Origin of the sequence: Pseudomonas sp. SWRI18, from assembly GCF_014268345.1 — a bacterium.
GTDB lineage: Bacteria > Pseudomonadota > Gammaproteobacteria > Pseudomonadales > Pseudomonadaceae > Aquipseudomonas > Aquipseudomonas cedrina.
This window is the reverse complement of record NZ_JACCQQ010000017.1, coordinates 20,229-33,674: the sequence shown is the minus strand read 5'-3', so window position 1 is coordinate 33,674 and position 13,446 is coordinate 20,229. Positions and strand designations below refer to the sequence as shown.

Here is a 13,446-nt window from a genome sequence, read left to right as displayed (position 1 = left end):
ACTCGTTTCAGTGCGCAACGTTCTGAGTATGTGCTCATGGTACAGAATTCTACATTTAATGGATGCCACTATATCGCCACTACTATGATCGCCGCCCATTGATGGCACGGTGCCATATAGAGGGATCTAGAAATGTGGCGTACGGTACGTCGAACCAGACTCGGCCTGTTATCCGCTTTTATTTGCCTTGGCGCAGCAGGCATGGCGCAAGCCGCGACCCCGCAGAACACGCCGGGCATGACCGACCTGATCCGTGACCGCCAGGACCGCCTGCTCGAAGAGCAACAACGCCGCCTCGACGACCTCAAGGATCTGCCCGGCAAAGCTGCTACTCCAACCAAGCCAGCGGCACCCGCCGACACCCGCTGCTTCGCGATCAATACCATCGAGCTCACCGGCGCCGACGCCCTGTCCGAATCCGAGCGCACCGGCCTGCTCAAACCTTATATCGGCCAATGCCTCGGCGTGCCGCAGCTCAATGACCTACTTAAAGTCATCACCGACCACTACCTGGCCAAAGGCCTGGTCACCAGCCGCGCCTACTTGCCGCAACAGAACCTCGCCAGCGGCAACCTCAAGGTGCAAGTGGTGGAAGGCCGTCTGGAAGGGCTGAAGGGCGCCGAAGGCAGCGGCATCACCGACCGTCAACTGGCCATGAGTTTCCCAGGTAAACCGGGCGACCTGCTCAACCTGCGCGAGATCGAGCAGATGGTCGACCAGTTGAACCGTCTGCCATCAAACCAGGCGCAGATGGAACTGGCTCCCGGCAAGGCCGTCGGCGGCAGCGAAGTGCTGGTGAAAAACACCCCGCAAAAACCGTGGCGCGTCGGCTTGTCCCGCCACAACGGTGGCCAGCGCAGCACCGGTGAGCAGCAGTGGGGCGCCAGCTTCGATTGGGATAACCCGCTGGGCCTGGCCGACCAGCTCTCCTTACGCGGAGGTCACGATGCGGTCAGCGATCACCAGAAAACCTCGCGCAACTCGATGCTCAATTACAACCTGCCCTTCGGCTGGTGGAACCTCAATTACAGCTACAGCGAAACCGAATACCGTTCCCTGGCCCAGGCCAGCGGTTTCAACTTCAAGCAATCGGGCGACAGCCAGAACCACCAACTGCGCCTGGAACGCGTGATTCACCGCGACGCCCTGAGCAAAACTTCCCTCAGCACCGGTGTGGCCACCCTGCGCACCAACAATTTCATCGAAGACAGCAAGCTCGCCCTGAGCAGCAACCGCCTCAGCGAAGCCCAGTTCGGCATCAACCATGGCCGCCGCATCGGTGGCTCGTTCCTCAACATCGACCTGGGCATGCAGGACGGCATCGGCGCCTTCGACGCCCAGGCCAACCACAACCCACGCCCTGGCCAGGCCGATGCGCGCTACCGCAAATACACCGCCACCTTGAGCTACCTGTACCCGTTCAAGCTGTGGGGCGAGTCGTTCAGTTTCAGCAGCCTCATGACCGGCCAGCGCAGCGAAGACGTGCTGTTCAGCCCCCAGCGCATGAGCCTGGGCGGGCAGTCGTCGATTCGCGGCTACCGGGACCAGAGCCTGTCCGGCGACAGCGGCGGCTACTGGCGCAACGACCTGCGCTGGAGCCGCCCGGTGACCTGGGCCTGGCTGCAACCGGTGTTCACCGAATACGGCACCAGCCTCGGTTACGACCAGGGCGTGATCCGCGGCGACCGCTACAACGCCGAACAGCACGGGCGCATGACCAGCAACTCCGTGGACCTGTTCGCACGCGGCCAGAACGTCGCCGCCACAGTGACCTTTGCGCACTCTTTGGAACGACCGGGGCCGATCACTGAACGTGAAGCGCCGGTTTATTTCCGCCTGGATTTCTTCCTTTAAATTTTTACCGCCTTCGGGCATCGAGACCTGACATGGACGTTCGCCAGTTCGCCTTCCTTGCGCGCCAACCTTCTGCAGCCGTGAAAACCCGTTCCAGCTTTTTGGGCCTGCCCAAACGTGGGTTGGCGTTGGTGCTGGCCAACGCGATGTTCTGGCAGCCGTTGCTGGCGCAGGCGGACGGGATTGTGGTCAGCGCGCCCGGCACCAGTCTGGGCCAGGCGGGCAACGGCGTGCCGATCGTCAACATCGCGGCGCCCAATGGCAGCGGGCTGTCGTATAACCAGTTCAGTGACTACAACGTCGGCCAGCAGGGCGTGATCCTCAACAACGCGACAGGCCGCACGCAGTCCACGCAACTGGGCGGGATTATCCTCGGCAACCCGAACCTCAAAGGCAACGCCGCCAATGTGATCCTCAACGAGGTGAACGGCGGCAGCCCCAGCCAGTTGCGCGGTTTTACCGAAGTGGCGGGGCAGTCGGCGCACGTGATCGTGGCCAACCCGTACGGGATTACGTGTAACGGCTGCGGCTTTATCAACACCCCGCACGCCACGTTGACCACCGGTAAAGCGGTGATTGAAAACGGCCAGGTCAGCCGCTATCAGGTCGATCAAGGCAGCGTGTCCATCGAAGGCGCCGGCCTGAATGCCAACAACGTCGACAGCTTCGAAATTATCGCGCGGTCGGCCAGGATCAATGCCGAAATTCAGGCCAAAAATCTGGCGATCATTGCAGGCACCAATGATGTCGACGCCAAGACGTTGAAGGCTACCGCTCGCGCCTCCGATCCGGCGACCAAGCCGCAACTGGCCATCGATTCTTCGGCACTGGGCGGGATGTACGCCGGGGCGATCAAGTTGGTCAGCAGCGAAGCCGGGGTCGGGGTAAAGCTCGACGGCAAGATGGCCGCCAGCGCGGGCGATATCCAGATCGATGCCAATGGCGACTTGACTGTTGCACAAGTCGCCGCCGAGGGTGCAATGGCGGTCAAGGCCGCGAGTGCCGATATGCAAGGCACGGTCTACGCGGCTAGCGTCGACATACAAACCCGCGATGCACTGGCCATCCAGCAAAACATCGCCGCGCGGGACCTGATCAAGCTTGGCAGCCAGGGACAATTGACCAACAACGCTATCGTCGAAGCGGGCGTGAACGTGGATAACACGCGCAATACCACGGGCGATATCAAGTTTCGTGCGCAAGGCATGCGCAACAACGGCACCCTGGTTGCGAGCCGCGATGTGCGTGGAGCGGTCAGCCAGACCCTGGATAACAGTGGCGGCACACTGAGCGCGCAACGCGTCACGAAAATTACCGCCGGTACGCTGGATAACCGCGACGGCGGCAGGGTCCTGAGCGCTGACAGGACGCGTATCAACGCCGACACGCTACTTAACAGCCAAGGCAAGATTTATAGCCAGGGCGGCCTGCGCATTGTCAGCGCAGACCTGAATAACCGTGGCGGTGAAATCTCCAGCAAGGCCGGCATCAGCGTCGTGGGCGGCAAGGTCGACAACAGTGGCAGCGGCAGCCTGATCAGTGAACAAACGCTGAGCATCAACGCCGAGCAGTTACTCAATCAACTGGGCCTTATCTCCGGGTTACAGGGCGTTGAAGTCACGGGTGGCAAACTCGACAACAGCGATGGCGGCAAGCTGTCCAGCCTCAACGGCGCTATCGACGTCAAGCTCACGGGGGACCTGGACAACAGCAAGGGAGGCGCACTGGTCAGCCAGAAGGCGCTGACGGTCGAGGCGGCCAATATCGATAACCGCACGGGCAGCCTCTCCAGCGGCGGTGCGCAGATCCTTATCGTCAACGACACATTGGATAACAGCGACAAGGGGCAGATCGACAGCGGCGAGTCGTTGGGCATTGCGGCTACGACGCTGCGAAATGCTAGCGGCACCGTTAGTTCACAACTCGGCCTGACCGTCACCGGCACCGATGTGGACAATACCTCCGGTAGCTTCGCGACCAACGCAGAGGCGACCCTTGATCTGCTGGGCACCCTGACCAACACCAAGGGCACAGTCGCCAGTGTGGGGGACCTGTTGCTCAAGCGAGCCGATCAGGTCGATAACCAGGGCGGTCAGCTCGCCAGCCAGAGCATGATGACGCTGCTCATCGGTGGCCTGGATAACCGTAACGGCGGCACGGTCGCCGCCAACGGTCAACTGCTGTTGACGGCCACCGGCAAGGTGCAGAATGACAACGACGGCCTGATCTATAGCAAGAACGCAAACCTCAACCTGCATGCCGCCAGCGTGGAGAACAGTAAAGGCACGCTGCAAAGCCAAACGGCGCTGGTGCTAGAAACCGACGGTGGTGTCGACAACCTCGACGGCAAAATCATCGCCCAGGACGGCGAACTGAGCGTTACCGCCGACAATGTGGATAACCGTGGCGGCACACTGTCCAGCCTGAAAAACGCCTTCACCGCGCGCCTTGTTGGCGTGCTCAAGAACGGATACGACCTCGACGGCAAAGGCGGCACGGTCCAGGCGAGCGCGCTTGATTTGCGCGCGCTGGCAGGTATCAACAACAACGGCGGACGCATCGCTGCGCAAAACGGCGATGCCCTGATCGACACCAAAGCCGCCGATTTCGATAACCGCGACGGTGGCCTCTACGCCAAGCAACGCGTCATTATCACGGCCAACAATCTCGACAACAGCGGCGACAAGGGCGGCCAGATCAGCGGCCAACAGATCGACCTGACCCTCGACGGTGACCTCAATAATCGCCTGGGCATAGTCGAAAGCGACAGCACCCTCGATATCACCGCTGCCAGCATCGACAACCACACCGGCAAACTACGGGCGCTCGGCGCCAGCGGTATCACCCGCTTCCAGATCGGTGGGCTACTGGACAACCAGCGCGGCCTGCTGGAAACGGCGAACAACGACATCAGCCTGGCGGCGGCTCGCGTGCTCAACACCGGAGGCAGCGTTCGGCATACCGGCAAAGGCAATTTTGGCGTGTCGAGCACTGCCGTGATGAACGCCGGCGGCAGCTTTGTCACGGGCGGCGAACTGACGTTGGATGCCGACAGCTGGACCAACAGCGGGGTGATCCAGGCCGGCACGCTCAACGTCAACGTGAAGGACTTCACACAGACGGCCACGGGCCAATTACTGGCGTCGACGGCCTTTGTCGGGACGGGGGGGACCTGGGCCAACGATGGCGTGATCGGCAGTGACGGTACGCTGAGCCTCAAGCTGAGCGGTGCTTACTCAGGCAGCGGCCAAGTGGTGAGCCTGGCGGAGCTGAGCATGGGCGCTGCCCGGCTCGACTTGAACAGCGTTGCCAGCATCAAGGGCGGTGGTAAGACAGATATCACTGTCACAGGCCAGTTGAACAACTACGGTCGACTGACGTCCGGCGGCGATATGACCGTGACCGCCGCAGGCCTCGCCAACTATGGTGCCTTGGCGGCGTCGCAAGACCTCACCCTCATTGCTCAAACCCTGCTTAACGACCAGGCGCAAGACGGTAGCCGAGGCTTCATCTTCAGCGGCCGGAAAATGGGCCTCCAAGCGGGTAGCCTCAAAAACCGCTACGCCGACATCTATGCGCTCGGCAACCTGATGGTGTCGGGAACGACGCCAGGCAGCTCAGCGCAAAGCCTGGAGAACAGCTCCGGCAGCATCGAAGCAGGTGGCGACATCGACATCGCCGTCACGAATTTCGTCAACCAGCGTGACAGATTCAACATGGAGCAAGTGGTTACCGGCGGCTTCATGACCATCTCCTGTGTGCAGCATTGCCGCGGCCCGAACGGCCCGGATGTGCGTGGTCCGGTATTCATTTACAAAACGGTTGAAAGCACGGTGAGTGAAGACTCACCCATGGCCACCCTGGCGGCCGGGCGCAACCTGACGATCAACAGCACAACCGCGCTCAATCAGTACAGCCTGTTGTCAGCCACCAATGACCTGACCATCACCAGTACCAACCTGACCAATAAGGCGGCCCTCTCTGCCTCCGGCACATCGGGTCATGAGGTGGGGGCCGGTAACTGGGTAACCAGCCAGAACTTCTACGGGTTGATGAGTGCCGTGAGTGCCTATGACCAGAAGCATCCACGCTCTGGCCCGTTCGACCCTGTGGCGTTTGGTCAACTGGTCGCGAGGTTTGATCCGAACCTGTTTTACGGCATCAACGACCCCGTGATCGTCCAGGCCGACGGCAAAGCTGTTGCGCCCGCGATTATCCAGGCGGGTGGCGCGTCGAAACTGACCGCCGCCAATGACATCCGCAGCATCGTGGTTCAAAAGACCAGCTCCAGCGTCGATGAGCGCTCCGCCAATACCAACGTTTTCAGCGTGACCCAACCCTCAACCGTCCTGCTCAACCGCCAGTTGCCGCCGGACCTGGCCCAACTGCAAGTCGATCCGACCGCGTTGCCAGGGTTCAGCCTGCCGGCGGGGCAGAACGGCTTGTTCCGGCTCAACGCCCAGGACAGCGCGAGCGCGGCAGCCAGCCACATCGCGGGTGTGCAAGGCCTGCCGAACAGCATAACGCCGCTGAAGCCGCCGAAATACCTGATCGAAACCAACCCGGCGCTGACCGACCTCAAGCAATTCATGAGCTCGGATTACCTGCTCACACGTCTTGGCTACGACCCGGACACCAGCGCCAAGCGTCTCGGCGACGGGCTCTACGAACAACGCCTGGTGCAGCAAGCCGTCGTCGCTCGCACCGGCCAAGCGTTTATCGCCGGGCAGACCTCCAACGAGGATCAGTTCAAATACCTGATGAACAACGCTATCGCCAGCAAGGAGCAGCTCAACCTGGCGGTAGGTGTGACCCTGACCTCGCAGCAAGTTGCGGCGCTGACGCACGATATTGTTTGGCTTGAAGAGCATGAGGTGAACGGCGAGAAGGTGCTGGTGCCGGTGTTGTATATGGCACAGGCCAATAACCGGTTGGCGCCGAATGGGGCGTTGATTCAGGGGGCCGAGGTGACTGTTATCGCCGGTCGGAACCTTGAGAATGTTGGCACGTTGAAGGCCACCAGTAACTTGTCCGCAGTGGCGGGGCAGGAGTTGGTAAACAGTGGGTTGATGCAAGCGGGTGGTCGTCTTGATCTGCTGGCCAATAAAGACCTGACCAACAGGGCGGGTGCCATCATCGCCGGTAAGGATGTGGCGTTAACGTCGGTTACGGGCGATGTGGTTAATGAGCGTACGGTTACGACGTCGCAGATTGCTTATGGAAAAGATCAGGTCCGTAACGACTACGCAAACAGCGCAGCTCGAGTCGAGGCCGTCAACGACCTGAGCATTTCGGCAGGGCGCGATATTAATAACATCGGCGGCTCACTGCAGGGCGGTCGTGACGTGGTTCTTAACGCCGGCCGTGACGTCAACATAGTCTCCGCGCAGACCACCAATAGTCTGGATCGCGGCGTTAACCGCAACAGCAGCACCACTCAGTACAGCGCGAATGTCAGCTCCGGGCGAGACATATCGGTAAAAGCCGGGAGTGATCTCAACGTCGTCGCCAGCCAGATCGATGCCAAGCGCGATATTGACATGGCTGCGGCCGAGAACATCACCATCAGTTCGGCCGCTGATGAACAACACTTCTTGTACAAGAGCAAGAAGCTGAAAATTCAGGAAGATCATGTCAGCCAAGTCAAATCCGAGATTACAGCCGGCGGCAATATAGACCTGGATGCGGGCAAAAATCTGACGCTGGTCGCCAGCCGTATCGCGGCGGGTGACGAAGCCTACCTGGCTGCCAGGGATAAGCTTCAGTTGCTGGCTGCGCAGAACAGCGACTACTCGCTGTTTGATGAAAAAAAGAAGGGCAGTTGGGGCAGCAAGAAGACCCAGCGTGATGAAGTCACCGATGTTAAGAACATTGGGAGTGAGATCACGACCGGGGGCGATCTGTCATTGGTCAGTGGGGGGGATCAGCGGTACCAGGTGGCCAAGCTCAACAGTGGCAAGGACTTGACCCTGGACAGTGGCGGCTCGATAACCTTTGAAGCAGTGAAGGACCTGCATCAAGAGACGCACGAGAAATCGAACAACAGCATGGCCTGGACCTCAATGTCGGGTAAGGGGCATACCGACGAGACCGTGCGTCAAACTCAGATGATTGCTCAAGGCGAGTTGGTCATCAAAGCCGTTGATGGCTTGAAAATCGATATCAAACAGGTCAACCAGCAGACCGTCCACCAGGTAATCGAAACCATGGTTGCCGCCGACCCGCAATTGGCGTGGCTGGCGGAGGCGGAGAAGCGTGGGGATGTGGATTGGCGCCGGGTCGAAGAAATCCATACCAGCTTCAAATATTCCCATTCCGGCCTTGGGCCTGCGGCTCAAGTTATCTTGGCGATTGCGCTGGCGGTTGTTACAGGTGGCGCAGGCCTGGGCGCCGGGTTGGTAGGGGCATCAGCAGGCACGTTTACTGCTGGATTCGCAAACACCGTGTTGGCCGCCGTGATGAACAACGCTGCCAATAGCATGATCAGTAACAAAGGTAATCTTTCCAGCACGTTCAAAGACATCACCAGCAAAGATGCAATGAAAGGGTACGTCGTCTCCGGCCTTATGGGCGGGATCGCTGGCACCCTTGGATATGACCCGACAAAGTTGGGTTTCGATTGGAACAGCGCAGGCCAGGTCGTTCTCAAAACCGGGGCAGATACGTTGGTCCAGACTGCGATCAACGGCGGCAGTTTGGGCGATAATTTTGCCAACAATTTGTTGGGTGCTGTAATCAATATTGCCGGAGCCGTGGCTGCCAATCAGATCGGTGAAATTAATCTAGTCGACGGCAGCCCCACCAAAATTGCGGCCCACGCTTTGCTCGGTGGCCTGAAGTCGATGGCCATGGGAGGCGACTTCCAGACGGGCGCATTGGCAGGCGGTGCCAACGAAGCCTTGGTGCAATACCTCGCAGAGTTGGTGCTGCCAGATAACTACAACCCGAATCTGCCTGGCAATCAGCAGGCACAGGTCAATCTGTTGGCAATGTCGCAGTTGCTGGGGGTTCTGGCTGCGGTGGTCACCGGGGGCGATCCGGAACTCGCGGCCAACATCACAGCAAACGCCACGCAGTATAACTATTTGAGCCATTCGGATCTGGAGCGGGCTTCTAAAGAGCTTTTGGGCTGCGGTAACGAGACGATATGTGCGGAAAATGCTTATGCGAAATATCACGATCTGAGCATGAAGCAGACTGCTCAGGCCCTTATTGACTGCGGTAACAATCCACAAATGTGTGCCAAGGTCTCAATGCTAGTCGCGGAAGCCGAGGCGGATTCAGCTCGATTCAGGGCCATTGCCGACAGTGCTTCTCCTGCCGTGGCGAGAGTGCTTAACCTGTTGATCGCGGAAAATTATGGCTTTCAGAATGAATTGGCAGGTGTAACTGCAGGGCACACGGCGGAAGCAGTAGCTGACGTTCTCGTTCGGAAATTTAGCATCACGCCGGAGCGTGCTGCAGCGTTTGTGGCGGGTGTCGTAGTGACTGTCGCGGCGATCAATGCGGCGAAAGGTGGTAGCGGTGCAAAAGGGACGGGCACAGGAAAGGCGCCATACACCTCGACTGTCTCGCCGGATGCTGAGGCTGGCATGCCGTATGCACACCCGGTAAAGGAGGCTGGTGCAAAAGCACCTGGGGGGCAATTGACGCTGGCTTTGATACTGCTAACCTGCAGAGTAAATTGCAGGGGTACCTACTTGATGCAGGGCACCCTCAGAACCAAACCAAAGCCACTTGGTTTCAGCAGGCTCTTGGCTTTGATAAGAATAATTGGGAGGGATTGGCGTCGCAGATTCAATTTAATGAAGCGAAGGCCGTGGTGACAAAAATAACTCAATATGGTCAGACGTTTGAGCAGAAAATCCCTATTGTCGGGACTAATGGGAGAACCATTGATGTACCTTTCGTATTTTTGAAAGACGGCTCAGGTACTGTTCGCCTTGTAACAGGAATTCCGGCAAAAAAATGAATATATTTCGCGAAAATGATGTCGTTCTTCTCCGGGAAGGGGTGGAAGCTAAAATAGTTATTGGAGATGAAGTCTTTATACCCGAAGGGGCCGAAGGCACAATTGTTATTGTGTATGGCAGTGCTGATCAGCCCTCGGCCTATGAGGTTGAGTTTTTCATTCCCGAGCAAAACGATTTTGCGCTAGCTACGGTGGGTGCTGGTTTAGTATGTAAAGTCTGATTGTTCCTTTGCAGGGAAATGGGGACAGATTTATTTTATTCATTGCTAGGCGGCATTTTTCTAAGGAGAGAGCTTATTTGCGCCTAAAAAAATACTTCTGTCCCGAATGGCACTTACTTAACAGGTAACCCACTGATCCTGCTTAAAAAAATTGAAAAAGGCTGGCCTTGGTCTACGGTGATAGTTTCGAACACACACCAATAGAACAAGGACACAGCCCGCGTGAATCGTAGACGTCAAATCCTCAATCATCAACAGCAGCGCATTCATCAGCACGCCAAAAACAGCAGTGCTCCAGCATTCTTCAAGTTGCTCGCCGACCCAGAGCTGCTGCAGCGTGTCGAGCCTGTGATGCCCAAGCATCGTCAACGGTTGTTCACACCGACCGAGACCCTGTCGATGTGAAAGTCGGCTGGGTCAGATACATATTGGAGATGACGCGGTAGCTGACTGCGGGCGCCTCCTTTTCCTACAAGTCATTGCTTTGTCACGTTTTGACAAGCAAACCCAACACGACTAACTTTCCTGACGTGACGCATGTATGCGACTCACGCTATGCAGCAATTCTATCCCTTCGCCACATTTCGTCGTGGCCGCGGTGCGCCTTACAGCTAGCAAGTGACTGTTAATCACTTGAGGCCAAGCCGCGGAGCCAGATCACCATTTTGTGCATCAGCTTTTACCTCCCAACCAGCCCCTTCAAATCGGCTTGGCAATGCCCAAGGAATTCCATTCACCCCTCAAACGTCCCTTAACACCCCGTTTAAATGCCAGAATCCACCCACTGGATCGTTTTGGAGAACTCCATGCTTGGCAAATTTGAACAACGGCTCGACCCTTTCCCCCCTGACGAAACACCGCCACCACCGGACGGCCTGGCGCGGTTTCTGTGGGCCTGCACGCGTGGTGCGCGGGGTTATATCCTCTTGCTTGCGCTGCTCAGTGCCGCTGTGTCGGTTTATGAAGCCTGGCTGTTTTCGTTTCTCGGGCAGGTCGTGGACCTGTTGTCGACCTGGCAAGCCGGTGGCGAAGCGGCCGGGCAGGAAAGTCGTGTGCTGTGGGGCATCGGCATTGTGTTGGTGATCAGCATCGGGCTGGTGGCGTTGCGCACGATGGTGCAGCACCAGGTGTTGGCGATCAATTTTCCGTTGCGGCTGCGCTGGGATTTTCATCGGCTGATGCTGCGTCAGAGTCTTTCGTTTTTTTCCGATGAGTTTTCCGGGCGGGTCACGACCAAGGTGATGCAGACGGCGTTGTCGGTGCGTGAGGTGTTGTTCACGTTGATCGAGATCGCGCCGGGGATCGGCGTGTATTTCATCGCGATCATCACGTTGGCCGCTGGCTTCGATCCGAAGCTGATGCTGCCTTTCATTGCGTGGCTGGCGCTGTTCGGTCTGGCCATGCGCTATTTCGTGCCGCGCCTGGGCAAAGTCGGGCAGGAGCAGGCCAATGCGCGGTCGTCCATGACCGGGCGTATCTCGGATGCCTATACCAATATCACCACGGTGAAGCTGTTTTCTCATTCAAAGCGTGAGGCGCATTTTGCGCGGGCGGCGATGGAGGATTTCAAGCAAACCGGCTTTCGCCAGATGCGCCTGGTCAGCCAGTTCGAGATCGTCAATCAGGTCTTGGTGGTTGGTTTGATCATGGGCGCTGGCGGGTATGCGCTTTGGCTGTGGCACCAAGGCGAAGTCGGCACGGGCGCGGTGGCGGCGATTACGGCCATGGCGCTGCGCATCAATGGCATGTCGCACTGGATCATGTGGCAGATGACCGGGCTGTTCGAGAACATCGGCACCGTGCAGGACGGCATGCAAACCTTGTCGCGTGGGCCCAAGGTGCAGGATGCGCCGCAGGCACCCGCGCTGGTGACCACCGGCGGCGCGGTGACCTTCGACGACGTGAGCTTCAATTACAACGGCGAGCGCCAAGTGCTCGATGGCCTGAGCCTGAGCATTCGCGCGGGAGAAAAAATCGGCCTGGTGGGGCGCTCCGGCGCCGGGAAATCCACGCTCATCAACCTGCTGTTGCGGTTCTACGACGTGGACAAGGGCGCGATTCTGATCGATGGGCAAAACATCGCCCATGTCACACAGGACAGCCTGCGCAGCGCCATTGGCATGGTCACCCAGGACACGTCCCTGCTGCACCGCTCGATTCGCGAGAACATCGCCTATGGCCGTCCCGATGCAACCGACGAGCAAATCCGCAGCGCGGCGGCCAGCGCCCAGGCCGATGGGTTCATCAGCCAATTGAGCGACAAACAAGGCCACAACGGCTACGACACCCTGGTCGGCGAGCGGGGCATCAAGCTGTCGGGCGGCCAGCGCCAACGCGTCGCGATTGCCCGGGTCATGTTGAAGAACGCGCCTATCCTGCTGCTGGATGAGGCCACCAGCGCGCTGGACTCGGAAGTCGAAGTGGCGATCCAGGAAAGCCTGGATGACATGATGCAGGGCAAGACCGTGATTGCCATCGCCCATCGGCTGTCGACCATTGCGGCCATGGACAGGCTGATCGTCATGGATAACGGGCGCATCATCGAACAAGGCACCCACGCCGAACTGCTGGAGAAGAACGGCACCTATGCGCGGCTGTGGCATCACCAGAGCGGCGGGTTCCTGGGGGAGGATCAGGGCGTGGCGCAAACCCTGGAATAGGCATGAGTGGGGGGCCACTGCCGATCAGTTAAGCGAACGCAATACTCAAAGCAACGAAGATCAAATGTGGGAGCTGCGCTCAACTGACTAGCATTGGAGGGGCCCGGTTTACAGGCAGGGCACGGCACTAAAAATTTTTTTGGTGCGACGCTTGAAAATTTTCCCCCTGAACCTACATAGGTTTTACGCGATGCCGAAGACGGGTCGCGTATCAAATCACTTGGAGAAAACTCAGGAGATTTTGCAATGGCTACTACTCTTTCCTTGGCCCCACTGTTCCGTCATTCCGTTGGGTTTGACCGGTTCAACGACCTTTTCGAATCGGCGCTTCGCAGCGAGGCCGGTACCACCTATCCACCTCACAACGTGGAAAAACACGGCGATGACCATTACCGAATCGTCATTGCGGCCGCAGGCCTGGTTGAGGATGACCTGGAGATCCAGGTGGAAAAAGGCGTGTTGACCGTCTCCGGCGGCAAGCGCGAGCACGATGAGAACATCACCTACCTGCATCAGGGTATCGCCCAGCGCGCGTTCCGGCTGTCGTTCCGCTTGGTGGACCATATCGAGGTGCAAGGCGCACAGCTTGCCAATGGTTTGCTCAGCATCGATCTGCTCAGGATCGTGCCTGAGGAAGCCAAGCCCAAGCGCATTGCGATTGGTGGTGCTGCCAAGGCTGATGTGAAAACCATCAGCGAGCAGTGAGTTGAACAAACCGGAGGCGCCCATCGCGGCGCCT

The 13,446-nt window shown here is 58.5% G+C and carries 5 protein-coding genes and 1 pseudogene; all 6 read left to right on the top strand.

Translation table 11 applies throughout. From position 1 onward, the window contains the following. Window positions 1–132: 132 nt before the first annotated feature. The 6 genes and pseudogenes from H0Z09_RS18490 to H0Z09_RS18465 all read left to right on the top strand — a co-directional run bounded on the left by H0Z09_RS18490 (window position 133) and on the right by H0Z09_RS18465 (window position 13,412). Window positions 133–1,854, top strand: coding sequence for a ShlB/FhaC/HecB family hemolysin secretion/activation protein (locus tag H0Z09_RS18490; protein WP_186692201.1), 1,722 nt, complete (start codon window positions 133–135; stop codon window positions 1,852–1,854). 32 nt (window positions 1,855–1,886) lie between these two features. Next, entirely contained in the window at window positions 1,887–9,680 is a 7,794-nt protein-coding gene (locus H0Z09_RS18485; protein ID WP_238340271.1) for a DUF637 domain-containing protein, read from the top strand. 142 nt (window positions 9,681–9,822) lie between these two features. Then, window positions 9,823–10,047 carry a hypothetical protein gene (locus H0Z09_RS18480; RefSeq protein WP_186692198.1) on the top strand — a complete coding sequence of 75 codons (225 nt, stop codon included), beginning with the start codon at window positions 9,823–9,825 and terminating at the stop codon, window positions 10,045–10,047. Between the two features lie 222 nt (window positions 10,048–10,269). Further along, a pseudogene (locus tag H0Z09_RS18475) lies at window positions 10,270–10,449 on the top strand (IS4 family transposase); the annotation flags it as partial. Window positions 10,450–10,853: 404 nt separating this feature from the next. After that, window positions 10,854–12,707, top strand: a complete 1,854-nt coding sequence (locus H0Z09_RS18470; RefSeq protein WP_186692196.1) for an ABC transporter ATP-binding protein — start codon at window positions 10,854–10,856, stop codon at window positions 12,705–12,707. A 246-nt stretch (window positions 12,708–12,953) separates the two neighbouring features. After that, complete coding sequence (locus H0Z09_RS18465; RefSeq protein ID WP_186692194.1) at window positions 12,954–13,412, top strand: Hsp20 family protein; 459 nt, start codon at window positions 12,954–12,956, stop codon at window positions 13,410–13,412. Window positions 13,413–13,446: the final 34 nt, after the last annotated feature.

Bases quoted from the DNA above. Each gene is read 5' to 3' on its own strand.
- H0Z09_RS18490 (WP_186692201.1), top strand. From the start codon at position 133: ATGTGGCGTACGGTACGTCGAACCAGACTCGGCCTGTTATCCGCTTTT.
- H0Z09_RS18485 (WP_238340271.1), top strand. From the start codon at position 1,887: ATGGACGTTCGCCAGTTCGCCTTCCTTGCGCGCCAACCTTCTGCAGCC.
- H0Z09_RS18480 (WP_186692198.1), top strand. From the start codon at position 9,823: ATGAATATATTTCGCGAAAATGATGTCGTTCTTCTCCGGGAAGGGGTG.
- H0Z09_RS18470 (WP_186692196.1), top strand. From the start codon at position 10,854: ATGCTTGGCAAATTTGAACAACGGCTCGACCCTTTCCCCCCTGACGAA.
- H0Z09_RS18465 (WP_186692194.1), top strand. From the start codon at position 12,954: ATGGCTACTACTCTTTCCTTGGCCCCACTGTTCCGTCATTCCGTTGGG.